Source organism: Corynebacterium humireducens NBRC 106098 = DSM 45392 (assembly GCF_000819445.1).
Classification (GTDB): Bacteria; Actinomycetota; Actinomycetes; order Mycobacteriales; family Mycobacteriaceae; genus Corynebacterium; species Corynebacterium humireducens.
The window spans coordinates 1,186,316-1,207,164 of sequence record NZ_CP005286.1 but is presented as its reverse complement, the minus strand read 5'-3'; the positions used below and the strand labels follow the sequence as shown (position 1 = coordinate 1,207,164).

Here is a 20,849-nt window from a genome sequence, read left to right as displayed (position 1 = left end):
CCATGCGCCGCACCCTCATCGCCCTCGGCACCGCCACCGCCCTCACCCTGGGGGCGGTCCCGGCCGCCCACGCCCAGCCCGCGAACGCCGTCACCGCCCAGATCGAGGAGCTGCCGGCCGACATGCGGGCAGGCTCCTCCGGCGCGGAGAAGCTCTCCTCCGCCTCCACCGAGGCCGAGAAGCAGGAGGGTGCCCTGCTGCTGGGACGCGACTGGCTGCTCGGTTTCGCCGCGATCACCGTGCTGGGAACCATCATCCAGGCGGTCATGTCGGCCATGCGCTAGTGCCGTAAGGTGAGTGGTCATGACGACCACCCATCATTACCCCGCCAGGACGCGGCGCACCCCGCTGCACATCCTGGCGAATCTCATCCGTGGTGCCCTCATCGGCATGGCCGAGCTGGTGCCGGGCATCTCGGGAGGCACCGTCGCGCTCGTCGTCGGTGTCTACGAACGCGCCCTCAACGCCGCCAACCAGCTGCTGCGCCGCCAGTTCTCGCAGGTGGACTGGCCTCTCCTCATCGCCATCGGCGTCGGCATGGTGACGGCCGTGTTCACCATGTCCACGGTCCTGTCCAACTTCGTGGAGAACTCCCCGGAGTACGCCCGGGCGCTGTTCCTCGGGATGGTCGCCGTGTCCATCTGGGTGCCGCTGGCCATGATGGATCCGCGCGATCTACGCCGCCGCCTCGGCATGGTCATCCCCCTCTTCCTCGTCGCCGCTGTCGTCGGCTTCCTGGGCACGAGCGTCGTGTCCGCGCCGCAGGAGGACCCGTCGCTGATCGTCATCTTCCTGGCGGCCACCGTGGCCATCTGCGCCCTCGTGCTGCCGGGTATCTCCGGCTCCTACATGCTGCTGGCCATGGGCCTGTACGCGCCGGTCATCGGTGCCGTCTCCGACCGTAACTGGACGGTCATCCTCACGTTCATGGCCGGCGCCGCCGTCGGCATCATCCTGTTCATCAAGGTCCTCACCTGGGCCCTGGAGAAGCACCGCACCGTCTCCCTGACCCTCATGGCCGGTCTCATGCTCGGCTCCCTGCGTTCCCTGTGGCCCTGGCAGGACGCGGACGCGAACCTGCTCTCCCCCGGCGACAACGTCCTCGCCGTCGTCGGCCTCATCGTGCTGGGTGGTGCCGTTGTCGCGGTGTTCATCATCGCCGACCGCGTCGCCACCACCCGTCGTGAGTCCGAGGTCGTCGCGGAAACGCTCCCGGCATGATCCGCGGGCAGCGGATGCTGGCGCTCGCGGTGGTCACCGCGGCGTCGATAAGCACAGCCTCGTGCGTGACGAACGTGGAGGACGGCCGCCCCAGCGGATGGACCCCCATCGTGCCGGAGGCCGTGCCCGCGGTGGCGGAGATGGTGCCCGCGGACGTCGCCGCTCGCGGCGTGCTCCGCGGCGGCACCAACCCACCGTTCGCCCCCTTCGAGCTCAAGGACTCCGACGGCACGATCATCGGCCTGGAGATGGATCTGGCGGCGGCCGTGGCGGGCGTCATGGGTCTGCGTTTCGAGCCGGTGGAGCAGGACTTCTCCCTCATCCTCCCGGCGGTGCAGGCGGGCACGCTCGACACCGGCACCTCCGGTTTCACGGACAATGAGGAGAGGCGGAGGAACTTCGACTTCGTCAACTTCCTCTACGCGGGCATCCAGTGGGCGGCCCCGGTGGGCAGCGACGTCGACCCCGAAAACCCCTGCGGGCTGACCGTCGCCGTGCAGCGCACGACCGTCTCGGAGACCGACGACGTCCGCCCCAAGGCGGAGGCCTGCGAGGAGGCGGGTGAGGAGCCCATCACCGTCCTGTCCTACGACACCTCCGACAACGCCGCGCTGGCCGCCCTCATGGGGCGTGCCGACGCCATGTCGGCCGACTCCCCCGTCACCGCCTGGGCTGTCGCGCGTTCCGACGGACGCCTGGCCCTCACCGGCGGCATGTTCGACGCCGCCCCCTACGGCTGGGCCGTGCCGAAGGACTCCCCGCTGGGCCCCGCGATGGCGGCCGCCCTGCAACACCTCATCGACACCGGTGACTACGAGCGCATCCTCGCCCAGTGGGGCGTGGAGACCGGGCTCATCGACACCGCCATGATCAACGAGAAGGAGATCGCATGAGCACTCCCGCCACCCCCGCCCCCATCCAGGCGAAGCCGCTGCGTCACCCGGGTCGCTGGGTCCTCGCGACCGTCGTGCTGGGACTGGCCGTCTGGTTCATCGTCGGGGCGTTGACCAACGAGGCCTACGGCTGGGACACGTACCGCGCGTACCTCTTCGACACCCGCGTCGCCACCGCCGCCCTGCACACGCTGGCGCTGACGGTCCTGGCGATGCTCATCGGCGTTGTCCTGGGTGCCACGCTGGCGGTCATGCGCATGTCGCCGAACCCCGTGCTGCGCAGCGTCGCGTGGGTGTACCTGTGGATCTTCCGCGGCACCCCGGTGTACGTGCAGCTGGTGTTCTGGGGCCTGCTCGGCTCGCTCTATCAAAGTATCAACGTCGGTTTCGCGGAGATCGACCTGCAGGCGATGCTCAAGAACGCCTTCCTCCTCGCCGTCCTCGGCCTGGGCCTCAACGAGGCCGCCTACATGGCCGAGATCGTCCGCTCCGGCATCTCCTCGGTCCCCGAGGGGCAGATGGAGGCGTCCAAGGCGCTCGGCATGAGCTGGACCCTGACGATGCGCCGCACGGTCATGCCGCAGGCGATGCGCATCATCATCCCGCCGACCGGCAACGAGCTCATCTCCATGCTCAAGACGACCTCCCTCGTCGTCGCGGTGCCCTACACCCTCGAGCTCTACGGCCGGTCGATGGACATCGCCGCCGCCCTCTTCGAGCCGGTCCCCATGCTGCTCGTCGCCGCCACCTGGTACCTCGCGGTGACCTCGCTGCTCATGGTCGGCCAGTACTACCTGGAGAAGCACTTCGAGAAGGGCGCCCGCCGGGAGCTCACCGCCCGCCAGCTCGCCGCCCTCTCCGACGCCGAGGGCACCGTCCCCGGCAACGTCTCGGTCGTGAAGGAGAACTAGACATGACCCAACTCATGATCGACGCCCAGCAGGTGTGCAAGTCCTTCGGGCAGCTCGACGTGCTCAAGGGCATCGACCTGCAGGTTCCCCGTGGCGAGGTGGCCTGCCTCATCGGCCCCTCCGGCTCCGGCAAGTCCACCTTCCTGCGCTGCGTCAACCACCTGGAGAAGGTCACCGCCGGCCGCCTCTACGTCGACGGTGAGCTCATCGGCTACCGCGAACGCGACGGCGTGCTCCACGAGATATCCGAGAGGGACGCCGCCCGCCAGCGCGCCGACATCGGCATGGTTTTCCAGCAGTTCAACCTCTTCCCGCACCGCACAGCCCTCGAGAACATCATCGAGGCCCCCGTGCACGTCAAGGGCATGTCCGTGAAGGACGCGAAGAGACGCGGCATGGAGCTCCTCGAGCAGGTCGGCCTCGCGCACAAGGCCGGCGCGTACCCGGTGCAGCTCTCCGGCGGCCAGCAGCAGCGCGTCGCCATCGCGCGCGCCGTCGCCATGGACCCCAAGCTCATGCTTTTCGACGAGCCCACCTCCGCCCTCGACCCCGAGCTCGTCGGCGAGGTCCTGCGGGTGATGAAGGAGCTGGCCAACGACGGCATGAGCATGCTCGTGGTCACCCACGAGATGGGCTTCGCCCGCGAGGTCGCCGACAAGGTGGTCTTCATGGACGGCGGCCGCGTCGTCGAGTCCGGCCCGCCCTCCGAGGTGCTGGACAACCCGAAGGAGGGGCGCACGCGGGCGTTCCTGTCCTCGCTGTTCTAGCGTCCCCGGCGGAGGTCGCGGGAGTCGAAGATGTTGCGGTGGTCCAGGAAGTCGAAGACGAACCGCACCACCGACTCCCGGTAGTTGATGAACTCCCCCGCCCGCAGCAGCTCCACCACGTCGTCGGGACTCGCCCAGCGGACCTCGGCGACCTCCTCGTTGGGGACGGCCGCCAGGGGCAGGGCGACGTCGTGACGCAGCAGGTAGAAGTCGTCGAAGCCGTACTGGAAGTTGAACGTGAAGCTCGGGCGGCCGAGCTCGACATCGAGCCCGAGCTCCTCCCGGACCTCCCGCAGCGCCCCCTCGCGGCTGGTCTCACCGGCGTGGATGCTGCCGCCGACGGAGAAGTCCCACAGTCCGGGCCAGTCCCTTTTGGTCTCGGTCCGCCGCTGGATGAGCATCTCCCCCGCCGCGTTGAAGAGGCAGACGTGGACGACGACGTGGAGGTCGCCGTCGACAAGCCCGTCCTGGCGGGGCGCGGTGCGGCCGGTGGGTCGGCGGTTGTCGTCGAGAATGTCCCAGAGCTCGGTCACGGGAGCCATTCCGCGGCGACCTCGCCCTCGTAACCGGCGTCGCGCAGCTGCTGCACCCACTGTTCCAGCGGCAGGCTGCCGGTGCCCGGGGCCCCGCGACCGGGATTGTCGGCGATCTGCACGTGCTCGGGCATGACGCTGAGGTCGACGGCGTCGTTGACCGCCAGGTGGTAGAGGTCGAGCAGCAGGCCGCCGTGCTCGAGGAGCGGGGCGGCGTGGTCCACGGTGGTCACGGGGTAGTCCGGGGTGGCCGAGATCGGCTCCACCATCGCCACTCCCCCGAAACGCTTCCCGACGTCCCCCGCCACCGCAGCGAACCTGCGTTCCTGATCGGCGGTGAGCCGGGTCCCGCCGCGGCCGAGGAGCAGGTTGAAGCGGGAGACCCCGGTCAGCTCGTGGAAACGCTCGAGGGCGTCGATGTGGGCCGCCGGCAGGTCCTGTTCGTGGAGGATGCCGCGGTCCCCCGCCGCCAGGTCGCCACCGAACATGTTGAGGGCGATGAGCTGCAGATTCCGCTTCTCCAGCTCGGCCACGACCCCCCTGATCTCGGCGTCGGTGGGGTCGGGGTGGGCGAAGGGCCACCACAGTTCGACCTTGGGCGTCAGGGTGGCGTCCAGGCCGCCGGTGAGGCTGGCCCGGCCGATGGAGCAGTTTGTCGCGGTGATCATGAGCACCACTCTACGATGGACGCATGGACAAGAAGGTAGCTGTTGTGACCGGTGCCGGCGGGGGCCTGGGGCGGATGTTCGCCCAGGCCCTGGGGCGTGACGGATGGGCGGTGGCGCTCCTGGGGCGCACCCGGGAGACGCTGGAGGAGACCGCCGCGGAGATCGACGACGCGCTGGTGGTCGTCTGCGACATCGCCGACGAGGACAGCGTCGCGGAGGCCTTCGCCGAGATCACCGGTTGGCACGGTCGCCTCGACCTGCTGGTCAACAACGCCGGCGTGCCCGGCCCGACCGGCGAGCTGCACACCATCGACCCGGCCGAGTGGCGCCGTACCTTCGAGACCAACATCACCGGCACGTTCCTGTGCACCCAGCAGGCCTTCGCGTGGATGGCGGACAACGGGGGCGGGCGGATCATCAACAACGGTTCCATCGCCGGTCACTCGCCGCGCCCGGGGGTGGGTGCGTACGCCGCGTCCAAGGCCGCGGTGGCGAGCCTGACGGTCTCCACGGCTCTCGACGGCCGCCCCTACGGCATCACCGCCACCGAGCTGGACATCGGCAACGCACGCACGGCCCTGCTGGGCTCGTTCACGGGCTCGGAGCCGATGTTCGACGCCGCGGAGGCCGCCCGTCTGCTCGTCGCCGTGGCGGCGATGCCGGCGGATGTGAGCGTGGACCAGGTGACGGTGACCGCCGCCGGGATGCCCTACCTGGGCCGCGGATAACCGCAGGTAGAGCACCCCTTTTCCACCCCCGGGGGTGGTCATGTCCGGGTGGTGCCCTAGAGTTCGGTTCGAACACTCTAGCGACTCCTGCGGAGGTGAGCCTGATCCCCCACTACTTCACCGTCAACAACCCCCACGACCCACTCGCGGTGACCGCCCACGCCGTCACCCGTGCCACCTACCACCTGTGGCGCACCCTGGCCTCACGCGTCGACGAACAGTTCGACAGCGAGGCCGTGTACGCCCCTCTCGCCCGGTCCACGGGCCTGGCCCGCTGGACCATCGAGAAGAACCTCTTCGCCATCGCCACGCTCGACGAACTGCCGCGCCTGCGGGAGCTGGTCGAGCAGCTCCACCACCTCGACATGAAGCGCCTGCGCGCCATCGAGACGGCACTCACCCTGGCCGACCGGAGGTACTTCCCCGTCCTCGACGAGAAGATCACGGAGTTCCTCAGCCCCACCCGGGCCAACGAACCGCTGCCCTCTCCGAAGGCGATCACCAAGCGCATACGGGCGATGGTCGTCGAGCTCGACGCATCCATCGCCACCGACGAGGAGGATCCGGAGTTCCCGCAGCTCACGTACCACATGCAGTTCAATAACGACGGCACCGCGGACCTCTCCGCGCGGATGAACGCGGCGACGGCGGCGGTCGTCGAGAAGCGGGTGCGGGCACTGGCGGCGCAACGGGGCACGGGCCTCGCCGAGGCGCACGCGCTGCTGGTCACCGGCCAGGACGAGGGGGTGAAGGTGACCGTCAACGTCTACCGTGCCCACGACGTCCCAGGAGCCCCCACCTACATGCCGCGCGCCGGCTGGTTGAGCCCGCAGCGCGCGGCCGAGTGGGAGGCGAAGGCGGCCACCATCCGGGACATGGACGAGATCTACGAGAAGGTCAGCAGGGGCTACCGGACGCCGGAGGACATCGAGGCCTGCGTCGAGGGCTTCGATGATGACTGCGGATTCCCCGCCTGTGAGGAGCCGGGCGAGTTCTGCGACAACGACCACGTGGTCAACCATGCCGACGGTGGCCCCACCACCGCCCGGAACCTGCGGAAACTGTGCCGCACCCACCACAACCTCAAGACCTCGGGCCACTTCCGCTACATCATCTGCCCGGTGACCGGCAACGCGATCTTCCTCTTCGCGGACGGCACCTACGTGGAGAACCGTTCCGACGGGCCGCTCACGCCCGGGAACCGGCGCTGGGTGCAGACCTTCGTGCAGCGTCGCGACGCCCGCAACGAGCGTGCCCGGCAGGAGGCGCAGGAGCGCCGACGTCGCCTAAACGAGGCCGCTGATGCCGCGCACCAGCGCGGTGACGCCACCGGCGGTGGCCAGGAGGAGAGCGAGGGTACGAGCCCGTGGGCGGGGGACCTTCCTGCTCAGCCGGACGCCGAGCCACAGCCCGAGCGCCATGCCGACGATGCCGACGGGCCACACGAGCCAGTCGGTGTCCGACAGTGACCCTGCCCCCATGAGGATCTTGATGCCGAAGGAGATCGCCCCCGCCACCATGAAGATCGGCTGCAGCGTGGCCGCGAAGGACTGCTGCGCCCACCGTGACGCCTGCGCGTACACGGTGATCGCGGGACCCGCGATGCCGGCGAGGGTGTTCATGAAACCACCCGCTATGCCGGCCACCACGGCCGGGACGTTGCCGGTGACCTGCGGGATGTACTTCTGCCCGAACGTGGTCACCGCCAGCGCCACCAGGAGGAGGGCACCGACGATCGCCTGCAGCAGGGAGGGCGAGACCTCACGCACGAGCAACGCACCGGGGACCGCCCCGAGGATGAGCACGGAGGCGATGAGCGAGAACTTCCTCCAGTCCACGTACTCCCGGACGGTGGCCGTCGTCGCGGCGGCGTTGAGGAAGGCCAGCACGTTGACGACGAGGATGCCCTCGACGGGCCCCATCGTCACGGCGAGCACCGGCCCGGCGACCAGGCCGAGCCCCATGCCGGAGATCCGCTGCAGCGCGGATCCGACCAGGACGATGAGGAGGATCAGCAGGAGTTCAGACACCCGCCCAGACTACTCCCCGCTTATGCGTACTTCGCCTTCACCGCGTCCACGACCGGCTCGGGCAGCAGGCCGGAGACGTCGCCGCCGAACCTGGCGACCTCCTTGCACAGCGAGGAGGAGATGTAGCCGTACTTCTCGTCGGTGAGGAGGAAGAAGGTGTCGATGCCCGACAGCCGGCGGTTCATCTGCGCCATGGGAAGCTCGTACTCGTAGTCGAGTGCGGTACGCAGTCCCTTGACCAGGGCGGAGATGCCGTGCTCGTTGGTGTAGTCGACGAGCAGGCCACCCCACCAGTCGACGCTGATGTTCGGCACGTGGGCGGTGACCTGACGGATGAGGTCCATCCGCTCCTCGACGCTGAACAGGCCGGAGTGCTTGTTCGGGTTGGCGGTGACCAGCACGACGACCTCGTCGAAGTGGCTGGCCGCGCGGGTGAAGATGTCCAGGTGACCCATGGTCACCGGATCGAAGGATCCGGGGCAGACGGCTTTCATTCAGATTCCTCTCGGTGGAAGACGGCCATGTCCATGCGGGCGATTCCGTAGGTGCGCTTCTTCAGTTTCTGGGTGGTGGGCACGTAGCCGGCGGGCCACGCGGTCTCCGGGGAGGAGACGTGGCGTTCGATGACGACCGCGGCGCCGTCGGCAAGCGTGGGCCGCAGGGCCTCGAGCATCTCGACGACGGCCTCGTCGGTGAGCTCGTACGGCGGGTCCGCCAGCACCATGTCGAAGTGCTCGCGCGGCGCGTGGGCGAGGTAGGTCGACGCCTTCATCTCCTCGATGCGCACGTTGGGGTGCTTCACGACGCCCGCGTTGTGCTCGATGATCTTCACCGCCGCCGGGTTGTTCTCGACGAGGACGACCTCGGCGGCACCGCGGGAGGCGGCCTCCAGGCCGAGGGCACCGGAACCGGCGAACAGGTCGAGGACGCGGGCGTCGGTGAAGCCGAAACGCACCTGCAGGGAGGAGAAGAGCCCCTCCCGGGCGCGGTCGGAGGTGGGGCGGGTGCCGGCCGGGGGCACCTTGATCCTGCGGCCGCGGGCCTCCCCGGAGATGATGCGGGTCACTCGCTGACCTCCAGGAGCAGGTCGCCGCCGAGCACGTCGCTGAAGTCCTCGACGGCGAGGGAGGTGACGGTGCCGGGGCCGGGCGCGAGCACCGGGGCCTCGAGCTTGACTGCCTCGACGGTGGCGAGGGGGTCGCCGGTGTCGACGGAGTCTCCGGCCGACACGTGGTACCGCACGATGCCGGCGAAGGGGGCACAGATATCCATGTCCTACAGACTAGCTTTTCTCGAGGAACTCCCGGTCCACCCGGTCGATCTCCAGGACGAGTCGCTGGGCGAGGAGCGGGTGCCGCTCCACGAGGGCGGCGGCGTCACCGGTGGCGCGGTCGATGATCGCGTAGTCCTCCAGGAGGTTGAGCAGGCGCACGGTGCGGGCGGAACCGGACTGGCTGGTGCCCAGGACATCGCCCTCCTGGCGGTGGATGAGGTCGAGCTCGGCGAGGGCGAAACCGTCGGTGGTCTCGGCGACGGCGTGGATGCGCTGGTAGGCCTCGGAGTCCGGTGCGGCGAGGGTGTGGAGGATGCACAGCGACCCGTGCCCGCCACGGCCGACGCGACCGCGCAGCTGGTGCAGCTGGGAGACGCCGAACATCTCCGACTCGCGGATGAGCATGACGGTGGCGTTGGGGACGTCGACGCCGACCTCGATGACGGTGGTGGCCACCAGGATCTGCACCTCCCCGGAGGCGAAACGCCGCATCATGAGGTCCTTCTCCTCGGCGGGCATCCGGCCGTGGAGGTAGCCGACGTGGAAGTCGCGGAACGGGCCCCGGCCGAGGATGTCGAACACGTCGAGGACTCCCCCGGGGCCCTCGATACGGGGGCAGACGACGTAGGCCTGCCGCCCGGCGACGACCTCCTCGCCGATGCGGAGGATCGCCCGCCGCACCCAGGAGGAACGGTGTTCGGGTACGACGAAGGTCTCGATGGGCTGGCGGCCACCGGGCAGCTCCCGCAGGGTGGACACCGCGAGGTCGCCGAAGACGGTCATGGCGATGGTGCGGGGGATGGGGGTGGCGGTCATGACGAGCAGGTGCGGGGTCATCCCGTCGCGGCCCTTGGAACGCAGGCGGGCGCGCTGCTCGACGCCGAAGCGGTGCTGCTCGTCGACGACGACCAGCCCCAGGTCGAAGAACTCGACGGTGTCCTGGATGATCGCGTGGGTGCCCACGACGATGTCGGCCTGGCCGGAGACGATGTCGAGCAGGGCCTGCCGCTTGACGGGGACGCTCATGGAACCGGTGAGGGGGACGACGGAGACGGGCAGACCGGCGTCGGCGAGCAGGGTGGTGAGGGTGCGGGCGTGCTGGGCGACGAGCACCTCGGTGGGGGCCAGCAGGGCGCACTGGTGCCCGGCGTCGACGGCCTGCAGCATGGCGATCAGGGAGACGACCGTCTTGCCGGAACCGACCTCGCCCTGGAGGAGCCGGCTCATGGGCTCCCCGGCCTCCAGGTCCCGGGTGATCTCGTCGATGACGTCACGTTGCCCGGCCGTGAGTTCATAGGGCAGGGCCCCGAGCAGCCCGGCGCGGTGGGCGTCGTCGCGGGGTGGCATGGGGGGTGCGTCGCGGCGCAGCGTGTCGAGGCGGCGCAGCGCCATGACCAGCCCCAGGGTGAGGGCCTCGTTGTACTTGAGTCGCTCGAGGTGGGGGCCGGGCCCCTCGGGGCCGGGGAAATGGACGCCGCGGATGGCCTCGTCGAGGCTGACCAGTCCCTCGGGGACCTCGCCGAGGGGTTCCGGCACGGGATCGAGGGTGGCGAGGATGTGCCGGACCGCCGCCATGATGCGCCAGGACGCCATGGCGGCGCGGGCCGGGTAGATGGGGATGTGGTCGAGGTCGTCGAAAAGTTCGTCGGGGTCGCCGTAGAGGGCGATGGTCTTCATGGAGCCGGAGCCGGCCATCTTCTCCCCCGGTCCGGGCAGGACGAGGAAGTCGGGGTGCTGGAGCTGCGGGGTGCCGCGGTAGAAGTTGAGCTTGCCGGAGAACATGGCGCGCATGCCCGGGGTGAGCACCCGGGGGATCCAGCGGGAGTTGAAGAAGGACGCGGTGAAGCGGTTGTGGCCGTCGCTGATGGTCACGCGGGTGATGTGGGTCCTGTCCCGCTGCAGGACGCTGACGTCGAGGACGCTACCCACGCAGGTGATGATGTCGCCCTCGGCGGCGTCGTCGGCGAGCACGTCGGAGCCGTGGCGTGACCAGGCGCGGGGCGTGTGCTGCAGGAGCTCCATGCAGGTGGTGTAGCCGAAGGCCTTCTGCAGGGCGGTGGCCTCCTTCTTCGGGAGGACCTCCGCGAGCGGTCGGTCGTCGCTCCAGCCGAGCACGTCTACTCGACCCCGATCTCCACGAGGTGCCCCAGTCCGTCGGCGGGGAAGGCGAGGACCTCGACGCCGAGGTCCTCACTGAGCTTCTCGACGTCCACCTCCGTCCCCGTCAGCAGGATGACGTGCTCTCCCCCGGTGGCGAGCATGTCCCGGCAGATCCCGGAGACGGCGTCCTCCACGGAGCCGTTGAGGGTGGTGGGGACGATGTCGGTGCGCATCGCGGTGGCGGCCTCGGTCATCGTGTAGGCGGCGACGCCGATGGGGGCGTCCGCGTCGTGGACACTGAGGGCCGCGATCCCGGTGACGAGGCGGCCGGTGGGCACGATGGTGAAGGTCTGCTCGAAGGCGTGGGTGGCGCGTTCGACGGAGACGAGCTGGCGGCGGTCGAGAAGTCCGTTGGGCAGGAGGATGAGTTCCTGGGCACGGGAGGAGCGGACCTGCGAGAGGATCCGGGACACGACGTCCTCCCCCGGCGCGACGACGATGGCGCCGGCCTCGCGGTAGAGCTCGGCGACGGAGCCGGGTGGGGTGACGGCGACGACGACGCGGCGGGGGGCGTCGACCTGGGGGGCGTCGGGAAGCACCTCGAGCCGCAGGTCGCTGACCTGGCCGGTGGCGTAGGCGGTCTCGATGACCTGGCCGGCGTCGCGGGAGTGGATGTGGACGCGGCCGGAGGTGTCGTCGGCGCGGGCGATGACCAGACTGTCGCCGAGGGGGCTGATGCGGGTCTGCAGGAGGTCCAGGTCCCCGGAGTAGAAGAACGTGACCTCGAGGTCCGGGGCGGGCGCGGCCGGGGCGACGCGCGGGGTCTCGTGGACGGCGGTGCCCTCGATCTCGGCGAGGAGGGTCTCCAGGAGGACGAGGAAGCCGGTGCCGCCGGCGTCGACGACGCCCGCCTCGCGGAGGACCTCCAGCTGGGAGGGCGTGTTGGCCAGGGCGGTGCGGCCAGCCTCGACGGCGGCGGTGACCACCTGGTGCAGGGTCCCCCCGGCGGCGTCGCAGGACTCGGCGGCGACGGCCGCGGCCCGCAGGACGGTGATGACCGTGCCCTCCACCGGTTCCGCGATCGCCCGGTCGACGAGCTGGACCGCGAGGATGAGGGAGCGGGCGATGCTGCCGCCGTCGACGCAGCCGTTGGAGGCGGAGTCCGCGACGGCCCGCAGCACCTGGCTGAGCACGAGGCCGGAGTTGCCGCGGGCCCCGCGCACGCTGCCCACGGCCAGGGCGCCGGCGACGGCGGCCGCGTCGGGGCTGCCGGTGAGCTTCTCCACCTCGGCGAGGGCCGCCTCCATCGTGTGGGCCATGTTGGAGCCGGTGTCGGCGTCGGGGACGGGGAAGACGTTGAGGGCGTTGATCTCCGCGCGGCGGGCGGACAGCTCGGTGACGGCACGGGCCGCCCAGTCGTGGAGTCGGCTGCCGTCTAGCTCACGCGGATGGGACATAAGGCCGTAGTCTACAGCCGCCAGTCCACCGGTTCCGCCCCCGCCGACACGAGGAGCTCATTCGCCCGCGAAAAGGGGCGGGACCCGAAGAAACCCCGGGATGCGGACAGCGGCGAGGGGTGCGGGGACTCGATCCGCGGCGTGTCGCCGAGGAAGCGGGCGGCGGTCTGCGCGTCGCGTCCCCAGAGGATCGCCACGAGCGGGGCGTCACGTTCCGCCAGGGCGCGGATGGCCGCCTCGGTGACCGCCTCCCAGCCCTTGCCGCGGTGGGAGGCGGGTTTCCCGGGCCGCACGGTGAGGACCCTGTTGAGCAGGAGCACGCCCTGCCGCGCCCACGGGGTGAGGTCGCCGTCCTCCGCGACCGGCAGCCCGAGGTCGGTGTGCAGCTCCCGGTAGATGTTGGCGAGGCTGCGTGGGAGGGGGCGGACGCCGGGGTTCGTCGAGAAGCTCAGTCCCATCGCGTGTCCGGGCGTGGGGTACGGGTCCTGCCCCACGATGAGCACCTTCACCTCGTCGAAGGGGTCCTGGAAGGCACGGAGGATGTCGTTGCCGCGGGGCAGGAAGGCGGGCTCGGCACGGAGGAAGTCACCGAGGTCGTGGATCTGCTTCTCGACGCCCGCGAGCACCGGCTGCCACGACTCATGCACAGGCAGTCCCATCAGAAGCTCACCCACCCGTGGCCGTAGCGCGGGGGCTGGCCGTCGATGGTGACGGCGTCGCCACGGCCGACGCGCCCGATGACGCGGAAGCCGGAGGGCGGATCCCCGGCGGTGGTGGCCAGGAGGGTGTGGTCCTCCCCGCCGGTGAGCACCCACTCCCAGGGGTCGGCGTCGAGGATCTCGGCGGCCTCGTAGATGATCGGCGGCGGCGTGATGTCCGCGGAGTGCAGGTCGATGCTCACGCCGGAGCGGCGGGCGATGGTGGACAGGTCGACGATGAGGCCGTCGGAGTTGTCGGTCATGCACGTCGCGCCGGTGGCGCGGGCCACGACGCCGCGCCCGGGGTTGAGGCGGGGGGTGAAGTGGGCGTCGAGAAGCGGGATGAGGTGCTCCGGGATGCGCCGCAGGTCACGGCCGAAACGCTCCAGCAGCGCCAGGCCGGCGGCGGACCAGCCGATGTGCCCGTGGGCGACGACCCGCTGCCCGGGGCGGGCCCGGTCGAGGGTGAGCTCCGGCCGGGAGCCACCCAGCGAGCCGATCGCCGTGACGGAGAGGACGAGGTCGTTGCCGGAGGTGAGGTCGCCGCCGACCAGTTCCGCCGAGTACTCCTCCACCTTCTGGTGGATGCCGGCGGCGATGCCGCGGAGGTAGGACACCGGGGTGTGCGGCGGGGCGGAGACGGCGAGCAGCGCGGCGATCGGGCGGGCCCCCATCGCCTCGATGTCCGCGAAGTTCTGCACGATCGACTTGCGGCCGATCTCCTCCGGGGTGGACCAGTCGACGCGGAAGTGACGGCCCTCGACCAGCATGTCGGTCGTGGCCACCGCGCGGGAGTTCGGGGAGGCGTGGTTGAGGACGGCCGCGTCATCACCGTTGCGACGCGACGGCGCGGCGGCGACGATCTCCTCGATGGCGCGGTGTTCGCCCACCTCACCGAGTGTCGGGCCCGAATAGTGGGCGGGAAAGCTGGTCACGCCGACCCTTTCGATAGACTTCAGATTCATGAGCTCCGCTATCCAAACTAGCCGTTCCAGCCGCACCGCCATCTATCTCTCCCTCGTTCTGGCGGTGGCACTGGTCCTCGGTGTCGTCGTCGGTGCCAAGGTCGTGTTCGAGCGGGCGGCGAAGCAGCCCGTGCCGATGAGTGACCTGCCGGCCCCGCTCGCCGACTCCCCCGAGTGCACGGCCTTCCTGGACGTCCTCCCCGACGAGCTCATCGGCCACGACCGCGCCGAGATCCTCGAGCCCGCCCCCGACGGGGTCGCCGCCTGGTCCTCCAGCTCCACGGAGCGCGTGACCCTGCGCTGCGGCGTCGACCTGCCGCTGCAGTACACCCCCTACGCCCCCACCGAGACCGTCGACGGCGTCGAGTGGCTGCGCATCACGGACATGACCCCGGGCTCCACCCTGCAGACCTGGTACACCGTCGACCGGGAGCAGGTCGTCGCCGTCACCGCCGACGGCGAGTCCCTGGGCCGCCACAAGGAGCCGGTCTCGGGTCTCGCGGAGGCCGTCGCCACCCTGCCGGCCGCCGACCACGAGCCCTTCCCCGCCCCGCTCTCGCAGCTGGCGAGCGGTGACACCGCGGTGTGCGGCGACCTCCTGGCGGCCGTGCCGGACGACCTCGCCGAGGACTACGAGCGTATCGACGTCCCCGAGGCGAACACCGTCGCCTGGGTCGCGAACGGCCGCGAGCCGGTCGTCCTGCGCTGCGGCGTCGCCCCGCCGGAGAACTACGAGCCGGGCATCCAGCTCAACCAGGTCGACGACGTCGTCTGGTTCGAGGACACCATCCTCGCCACCGGCACCACCGCCGCCACCTGGTTCGCCCTGGGCCGGGAGAACGACATCGCCGTGAGCGCCCCGCAGGACGTCAGCAGCGAGGTCCTCGTCCGGCTGGGCCGGGTCATCGCCGCGGAGACTGACACGCAGTAGTCACGAGGACGTCGAGAAGCTCCTCGTAGGGGACGCCGGAGGCGGCGAACATCTGCGGGTACATGGAGATCGGCGTGAAGCCGGGCATCGTGTTGATCTCGTTGAGCACGGGGCCGTCCGCCGTGAGGAAGAAGTCCACGCGGGACAGGCCCTGGCAGTTCAGCGCCCGGAAGGTCCGGACGGCCAGGTCCCGGATCCGGTCGTTGACCTCGTCGCCGAAGGGCGCCGGGATGCTCGGGGTGACGACGTCGTCGAGGTACTTCGTCTCGAAGCCGTAGAAGCCCTCCTCCGAGTCGCCGGTGCCGTTGAGCTTCGCCGGGACGGAGGCCACGAGCGTGCCGTCCGGGTACTCCAGGACGCCGACCTCGACCTCGTCGCCGATGATCTCGGCCTCGATGATGACCTTCTCGTCGGACTCGCGGGCCACCGCGATGGCCGCCGGGAGATCCGCCCAGTCGGTCACCCGGGACACGCCGATGGAGGAACCGCCGCGGGCCGGCTTCACGAACACCGGGAGACCCAGGCGCTGCTTCTCGACGTCCGCGATGTCCGTCTCCCCGCCCCGCAGGACCAGTTCCGCCGTGATGGGCAGACCCTCGGCGGCGGCGAGCTTCTTGGTGAACTCCTTGTCCATGCCGCAGGCGGAGGCGAGCACGCCCGCGCCGACGTAGGGGACGCCGGAGAGCTCCAGCAGGCCCTGGATGGTGCCGTCCTCGCCGAAGGGACCGTGGAGGACGGGGAAGATGACGTCGAGACGCTCCAGCACGTCACCGGACTCCTTGTCGGTGAGCACCCCGCGCTGCCCCGGGTCCACGGAGAGGACGACCTCACCCCTGGGCGCCACCTGCGGCAGCACCCCGTCGCGGATCTGCAGGAGGGTGGGGTCGGACTCCCCGACCGTCCACATGCCCTCCTTCGTGATACCGACGGGTACCACGCGGTACTTCTCCGGGTTGAGGTGGCTCATGACCGCTCCTGCGGAGACGCAGGAGATCTCATGTTCGGTGCTGCGGCCGCCGTAGACGACCCCCACTGTGATGCGCTGTTCCATAGGCAGGAAGCCTACCGCGCGGTCACTCCGCCTTCCGGGACCGGCCCATGAGTGCCGCGATCATGTCCCGCACGTCCAGCCCCCGGTGGCACACGGCGTAGACGGCCTGCGTGATGGGCATCTCCACCTTGTTGGCCTCCGCCAGCTGGAACACCGAGTTCGAGGAGATCACGCCCTCCGCGACCTGCCCGTGCGTGGCCTTCTTCGCCTCCTCGAGGGTGCCGCCCTCGCCGAGGCGCACGCCGAAGGAACGGTTACGCGACAGCGGGGAGCTGCACGTGGCCACCAGGTCACCGAGGCCGGCCAGGCCGGAGAAGGTGCGCTGGTCGGCGCCGAGGGCCGCGCCCAGGCGGGAGATCTCCGCCAGGCCCCGGGTGATGATGGTGGCCAGGGTGTTCTCGCCGAAACCCAGGCCGGTGGCCACGCCGCAGGCCAGGGCGATGACGTTCTTGCAGGCGCCGCCGAGCTCGACGCCGACGACGTCGGTGTTGGTGTAGGGGCGCAGGTAGGGCGTGGCCACCGCGGCCTGCACCAGTCGGGCGCGGTTCTCGTCGACGCAGGCGATGACGGTGGCGGCCGGCTGCTCCTCCGCGATCTCGCGCGCCAGGTTCGGCCCCGAGAGCACGGCGATGCGGGTGGGGTCGGCGCCGGTGATCTCGGCGATGACCTCGCTCATACGCAGGTGGGTGCCGGTCTCCACGCCCTTGGAGATGCTCACCAGGGTGGAGTCCGACGGCAGCAGCGGGGTCCAGGCGGTGAGGTTGTCGCGCATCGTCTGGCTCGGCACGGCGAAGACGACGATGGTGGCGGCGGCGAGGGCCTCCTCGGCGGAGGAGGTGGCGTGCACCGACTCGGGCAGGCGGATGTCCGGCAGATAGTCGGGGTTGGTCCGGGTGGTGCGGATCTGTTCGGCCAGCTCCGGGCGACGGGCCCAGAGGGTGACGATGTTGCCGGCGTCGGCGAAGACCTTCGCCAGGGTGGTACCCCAGGATCCGGCACCCATGATCGCTACGTTGACCACGCGCTGCTCCTCAACTTTCTTTCGTTTGCAAACCAGCTTAAAGGATGGGTTGGTGCTGCGAATCAGCCGGAGGTGGGTGAAAATGAGGGGAACCCCATCCGCAACCGAGGTCCGAGGAGAAACATGGCGAAGAAGAAGATGCCGCATGAGGTGGACAAGGATCAGGTTCCGGAGCTGCTCGTCAACGGCCGTCACCAGGTGATTCCCGCGGATCCGGCCAAGGAGTTCCGCCGCGCGATGCTCGCCGCCGGGGCCGTCCTGTGGCGCGGTGACCTCTCCGACCTGGACAGCGTCGAGGTCGCGGTGATCCACCGCCCCTCCTACGACGACTGGTCACTGGCCAAGGGAAAGCTCGATCCGGGTGAGTCCCTGCCGACGACCGCGGCCCGCGAGATCCTCGAGGAGACGGGCTTCGAGATCCGCCTGGGCAAGCTGCTGGGCAAGGTCACCTACCCCGTCCTCAACCGCACCAAGGTGGTCTACTACTGGACCGGTGAGGTGCTCGGCGGCGAGTTCACCCCCAACGGCGAGGTCGACGAGCTGCGCTGGCTGCCGATCCGGGAGGCCCGTGAGCTGCTCTCCTACGAGGTGGACCGCCTCGTGCTGGACAAGGCGGAGAAGCGTTTCCGTCTGCCCGCCACCTCCCGGGTGCTCTACATCCGGCACGGTAGGGCGCACCAGCGTCGCAACTGGGACGGCGACGACTCCCTGCGTCCGCTGGACAAGAAGGGGCGTCGCCAGGCCGAGATGCTCGTGCCCATGCTCCTGCCGTACAAGCCGGTGGCGGTGTACTCCGCGGAGCCGGACCGCTGCCAGTCGACCGCCGCTCCCCTGGCGGACGAGCTGGGCCTGGAGGTCGTCGTCGACCGGCTCTTCGGCGATGAGGCGTGGCTGGAGAACCAGGTCGCCAGCCAGCGGCGTTTCCGGGAGCTCATCGACGCCGGCGGCACCTCCGTCGTCGTCTCCCAGGGGGAGGCGATCCCGGGGATGATCGCCTGGTTGAGCGCGAACGGACGCCTCCCGCTCGATGAGATCAAGGCGAAGAAGGCGTCCGTGTGGGTGCTGTCCTTCAACGACGGACAGCTGACGGGTGCTGACTACCTGACTAGTCCGCTTCCGGCGAAATAGGGCCCAGCTCGGCGACGAGCACCTCCTGGGCGACCTTCATCGCGGAGAGGGCGGCCGGTGCGCCGCAGTAGCCGGAGGCGTGGATGATCGCCTCGGTGATCTCCTCGCGGGTCAGGCCGTTACGCAGGCCGCCGCGGACATGTCCGCGCAGTTCCTCGGTCGCGCGCAGGGCGACGAGCATGCCGATGTTGAGCAGGCTGCGGTCACGCTTGGACAGGCCCTCGCGGGTCCACACCGAACCCCAGACGGTGGCGGTGATGTGGTGCTGCAGGTCCTCGCCGTCGGTGCCGGCGTTGCGGGTCAGGGCGGCGTCGACGAAATCGTCGCCCATGACCTCGCGGCGGATGCGGATTCCCTCGTCGAAACGGTTGTCGGACATGACTCACACCTCCGCGGTGATGGTCGGCTTGTACACGGGGCGCTTCGCCTCGTAGTCGGTGATGGCCTGCTCGTCGCGCAGGGTCAGGCCGATGTCGTCGAGGCCCTCCATGAGGCGCCAGCGGGTGTAGTCGTCGACGGAGAACTGGTAGGTGTTCTCGCCGGCGGTGACGGTGCGGGACTCGAGGTCGACGGTGATCTCCAGGCCCGGCTCAGCCTCGAGCTGCTTCCACAGCAGCTCGATATCGGCCTCCTCCATCTGGGCGGCCAGCAGGCCGGCCTTGCCGGAGTTGCCGCGGAAGATGTCGGCGAAGCGGGAGGACAGCACGACGCGGAAGCCGTAGTCCATGAGGGCCCAGACGGCGTGCTCACGGGAGGAGCCGGTGCCGAAGTCGGGGCCGGCGACCAGGACGGAGCCGTTGCGGTAGGGCTCCTGGTTGAGGACGAAGGAATCGTCCTTGCGCCACTCGGCGAACAGGCCGTCATCGAAGCCCGTGCGGGTGACGCGCTTGAGGTAGACGGCGGGGATGATCTGGTCGGTGTCGACGTTCGAGCGGGTCAGCGGGACGCCGACGCCGGTGTGGGTGGTGAACTTCTCCACTGTTTTTATCTCCTTGGTGGTCGGCGTGGTCAGAGGTCTGCGGGGGAAGCCAGGTGGCCGAGGACGGCGGTGGCGGCGGCGACCGGCGGGGACACCAGGTGGGTGCGGCCGCCCGGGCCCTGCCGGCCCTCGAAGTTACGGTTCGAGGTGGAGGCGGAGCGCTCGCCCGGGGCCAGCTGGTCCGGGTTCATGCCCAGGCACATGGAGCAGCCGGCGGTGCGCCACTCGGCGCCGAAGTCGGTGAAGATCTTGTCCAGCCCCTCCTCCTCGGCCTGCTGCTTGACCAGCGTCGAGGACGGGACGACGAGCATGCGGGTGTTCGGGGCGATCGTGCGGCCCTCGACGACCTCGGCGGCAGCGCGCAGGTCCTCGATGCGGGCGTTGGTGCAGGAGCCGAGGAAGACGGTGTCGATCTTGATGTCCCGCAGCGGGGTGCCCGGGGTGAGGTCCATGTAGGCCAGGGCCTTCTCCGCGGCGGCCTTGTCGGCCTCGTTGGTGAAGTCCTCCGGGTCCGGGACGTTCGCGGACAGGGGCAGGCCCTGGCCCGGGTTGGTGCCCCAGGTGACGAACGGGGTCAGCGCGGAGCCGTCGATCTCGACGACGGTGTCGAACTCGGCGCCCTCGTCGGTCGGCAGGGTCTTCCAGTAGGCGACGGCGGCGTCCCAGTCCTCGCCGGTGGGGGCGAACTCGCGGCCCTGGACGTAGTCGAAGGTCTTCTGGTCGGGGGCGACCATGCCGGCACGGGCACCGGCCTCGATGGACATGTTGCAGATGGTCATCCGGGCCTCCATCGAGAGCTTCTCGATGGCCTCGCCGCGGTACTCGATGATGTGGCCCTGGCCGCCGCCGGTGCCGATCTTGGCGATGATCGCCAAGATGAGGTCCTTGGCGGTGACGCCCTCCTGCAGCTCGCCGGAGACCTCGATGGCCATGGTCTTGAACGGCTTGAGCGGCAGGGTCTGGGTCGCCATGACGTGCTCGACCTCGGAGGTGCCGATGCCCATGGCGATGGAGCCGAAGGCACCGTGGGTGGAGGTGTGGGAGTCGCCGCAGACGATGGTCATGCCCGGCTGGGTGGCGCCCAGCTGCGGGCCGACGGTGTGGACGATGCCCTGCTTGACGTCGCCCATCGGGTGCAGGCGGATGCCGAACTCCTCGCAGTTCTTGCGCAGGGTCTCGACCTGCGTGCGGGAGGTGGCCTCCTTGATCTCCAGGAGGGAGCCGGAGACGATGCCCTCGGTGGGCACGTTGTGGTCCTCGGTGGCCAGGTGCAGGTCCGGGCGGCGGAGCTTGCGGCCGGCGAGGCGCAGTCCGTCGAAGGCCTGCGGGGAGGTCACCTCGTGCAGGAGCTGCAGGTCAATGTAGAGGAGATCGGGCTCGCCGTTCTCGCCCTTCGCGACAATATGGTCGTTCCACACCTTCTCGGCCAGCGTGAGCTTCTCGGCCATGGATGTCCACCTTTCCATCTGTGAAATCTCACAAGGTGAGATGTTAG

At 69.9% G+C, this 20,849-nt stretch carries 23 protein-coding genes; 8 read left to right on the top strand and 15 right to left on the bottom strand.

The window, feature by feature from the left end; all coding sequences use genetic code 11:
• Positions 1–2 precede the first annotated feature (2 nt).
• The 5 genes from B842_RS06050 to B842_RS06030 are packed head-to-tail and all read left to right on the top strand — an operon-like array spanning position 3 to position 3,792.
• The gene (locus B842_RS06050; RefSeq protein WP_040085725.1) at positions 3–284 is read left to right on the top strand and encodes a hypothetical protein; all 282 of its coding nucleotides are present in this window, start codon (positions 3–5) and stop codon (positions 282–284) included.
• 19 nt (positions 285–303) lie between these two features.
• Positions 304–1,221, top strand: a complete 918-nt coding sequence (locus B842_RS06045) for a DUF368 domain-containing protein (RefSeq protein ID WP_040085724.1) — start codon at positions 304–306, stop codon at positions 1,219–1,221.
• Entirely contained in the window at positions 1,218–2,114 is an 897-nt protein-coding gene (locus B842_RS06040) for an ABC transporter substrate-binding protein (RefSeq protein WP_040085722.1), read from the top strand. The genes B842_RS06045 and B842_RS06040 overlap by 4 nt, the downstream gene beginning before the upstream one ends.
• On the top strand, positions 2,111–3,025 hold the full coding sequence (locus B842_RS06035) for an amino acid ABC transporter permease (protein WP_040085721.1): 915 nt from the start codon (positions 2,111–2,113) through the stop codon (positions 3,023–3,025). The genes B842_RS06040 and B842_RS06035 overlap by 4 nt, the downstream gene beginning before the upstream one ends.
• Positions 3,026–3,027: 2 nt before the next feature.
• Positions 3,028–3,792 (top strand): amino acid ABC transporter ATP-binding protein, encoded by a 765-nt coding sequence (locus B842_RS06030; protein ID WP_040085720.1) that lies wholly within the window; start codon positions 3,028–3,030, stop codon positions 3,790–3,792.
• Here B842_RS06030 and B842_RS06025 read toward each other — a convergent pair.
• On the bottom strand, positions 3,789–4,325 hold the full coding sequence (locus tag B842_RS06025) for an NUDIX hydrolase (RefSeq protein WP_052437782.1): 537 nt from the start codon (positions 4,323–4,325) through the stop codon (positions 3,789–3,791). The two genes, B842_RS06030 and B842_RS06025, sit on opposite strands and share 4 nt — an antisense overlap.
• Positions 4,322–4,993 (bottom strand): TIM barrel protein, encoded by a 672-nt coding sequence (locus B842_RS06020; protein WP_052437781.1) that lies wholly within the window; start codon positions 4,991–4,993, stop codon positions 4,322–4,324. The genes B842_RS06025 and B842_RS06020 overlap by 4 nt, the downstream gene beginning before the upstream one ends.
• Before the next feature lie 23 nt (positions 4,994–5,016).
• Between B842_RS06020 and B842_RS06015 the strand changes: the two genes are divergently transcribed.
• Positions 5,017–5,721 (top strand): SDR family oxidoreductase, encoded by a 705-nt coding sequence (locus B842_RS06015; protein WP_040085717.1) that lies wholly within the window; start codon positions 5,017–5,019, stop codon positions 5,719–5,721.
• 1,286 nt (positions 5,722–7,007) lie between these two features.
• On the opposite strand, the gene B842_RS06010 is transcribed toward B842_RS06015, so the two are convergent.
• From B842_RS06010 to B842_RS05975, 8 genes are read right to left on the bottom strand one after another with little or no spacing between them, the layout of a single operon-like run.
• On the bottom strand, positions 7,008–7,751 hold the full coding sequence (locus B842_RS06010; protein ID WP_040085716.1) for a sulfite exporter TauE/SafE family protein: 744 nt from the start codon (positions 7,749–7,751) through the stop codon (positions 7,008–7,010).
• A gap of 20 nt (positions 7,752–7,771) precedes the next feature.
• On the bottom strand, positions 7,772–8,245 hold the full coding sequence (coaD, locus tag B842_RS06005; RefSeq protein ID WP_040085714.1) for a pantetheine-phosphate adenylyltransferase: 474 nt from the start codon (positions 8,243–8,245) through the stop codon (positions 7,772–7,774).
• Positions 8,242–8,817: a 16S rRNA (guanine(966)-N(2))-methyltransferase RsmD gene (gene rsmD, locus B842_RS06000; protein ID WP_040085712.1), complete on the bottom strand. Its 576-nt coding sequence runs from the start codon at positions 8,815–8,817 to the stop codon at positions 8,242–8,244. Before rsmD ends, coaD begins: the two co-directional genes overlap by 4 nt.
• Entirely contained in the window at positions 8,814–9,023 is a 210-nt protein-coding gene (locus tag B842_RS05995; RefSeq protein WP_040085711.1) for a biotin/lipoyl-containing protein, read from the bottom strand. The genes rsmD and B842_RS05995 overlap by 4 nt, the downstream gene beginning before the upstream one ends.
• A 10-nt stretch (positions 9,024–9,033) precedes the next feature.
• Entirely contained in the window at positions 9,034–11,139 is a 2,106-nt protein-coding gene (locus tag B842_RS05990; RefSeq protein WP_040085710.1) for an ATP-dependent DNA helicase RecG, read from the bottom strand.
• A 2-nt stretch (positions 11,140–11,141) separates the two neighbouring features.
• Positions 11,142–12,581 (bottom strand): DAK2 domain-containing protein, encoded by a 1,440-nt coding sequence (locus tag B842_RS05985; protein WP_040085709.1) that lies wholly within the window; start codon positions 12,579–12,581, stop codon positions 11,142–11,144.
• A gap of 11 nt (positions 12,582–12,592) precedes the next feature.
• A complete protein-coding gene (locus B842_RS05980) occupies positions 12,593–13,240 on the bottom strand; it encodes a uracil-DNA glycosylase (protein WP_040085707.1) in 648 nt (215 codons plus the stop codon).
• Positions 13,240–14,244, bottom strand: a complete 1,005-nt coding sequence (locus B842_RS05975) for a thiamine-phosphate kinase (RefSeq protein ID WP_052437780.1) — start codon at positions 14,242–14,244, stop codon at positions 13,240–13,242. Before B842_RS05975 ends, B842_RS05980 begins: the two co-directional genes overlap by 1 nt.
• On the opposite strand from B842_RS05975, the gene B842_RS05970 reads away from it, so the two are divergent.
• Positions 14,243–15,175: a DUF3515 domain-containing protein gene (locus tag B842_RS05970; RefSeq protein WP_040085705.1), complete on the top strand. Its 933-nt coding sequence runs from the start codon at positions 14,243–14,245 to the stop codon at positions 15,173–15,175. The two genes, B842_RS05975 and B842_RS05970, sit on opposite strands and share 2 nt — an antisense overlap.
• On the opposite strand, the gene B842_RS05965 is transcribed toward B842_RS05970, so the two are convergent.
• Positions 15,147–16,226 (bottom strand): D-alanine--D-alanine ligase family protein, encoded by a 1,080-nt coding sequence (locus B842_RS05965; protein WP_040085704.1) that lies wholly within the window; start codon positions 16,224–16,226, stop codon positions 15,147–15,149. The genes B842_RS05970 and B842_RS05965 overlap by 29 nt on opposite strands.
• A gap of 22 nt (positions 16,227–16,248) precedes the next feature.
• On the bottom strand, positions 16,249–17,247 hold the full coding sequence (locus B842_RS05960; RefSeq protein WP_040085702.1) for an NAD(P)H-dependent glycerol-3-phosphate dehydrogenase: 999 nt from the start codon (positions 17,245–17,247) through the stop codon (positions 16,249–16,251).
• A gap of 123 nt (positions 17,248–17,370) precedes the next feature.
• On the opposite strand from B842_RS05960, the gene B842_RS05955 reads away from it, so the two are divergent.
• Complete coding sequence (locus tag B842_RS05955) at positions 17,371–18,375, top strand: NUDIX hydrolase (protein WP_040085701.1); 1,005 nt, start codon at positions 17,371–17,373, stop codon at positions 18,373–18,375.
• On the opposite strand, the gene B842_RS05950 is transcribed toward B842_RS05955, so the two are convergent.
• Genes B842_RS05950 through leuC form a run of 3 tightly spaced genes read right to left on the bottom strand, consistent with a single transcriptional unit; the run spans position 18,353 to position 20,802 of the window.
• Positions 18,353–18,754, bottom strand: coding sequence for a carboxymuconolactone decarboxylase family protein (locus B842_RS05950; protein WP_040085700.1), 402 nt, complete (start codon positions 18,752–18,754; stop codon positions 18,353–18,355). The genes B842_RS05955 and B842_RS05950 overlap by 23 nt on opposite strands.
• Positions 18,755–18,757: 3 nt before the next feature.
• Positions 18,758–19,354 carry a 3-isopropylmalate dehydratase small subunit gene (gene leuD, locus B842_RS05945; protein WP_040085699.1) on the bottom strand — a complete coding sequence of 199 codons (597 nt, stop codon included), beginning with the start codon at positions 19,352–19,354 and terminating at the stop codon, positions 18,758–18,760.
• Positions 19,355–19,383: 29 nt separating this feature from the next.
• Positions 19,384–20,802: a 3-isopropylmalate dehydratase large subunit gene (gene leuC, locus B842_RS05940; RefSeq protein WP_040085698.1), complete on the bottom strand. Its 1,419-nt coding sequence runs from the start codon at positions 20,800–20,802 to the stop codon at positions 19,384–19,386.
• Positions 20,803–20,849: the final 47 nt, after the last annotated feature.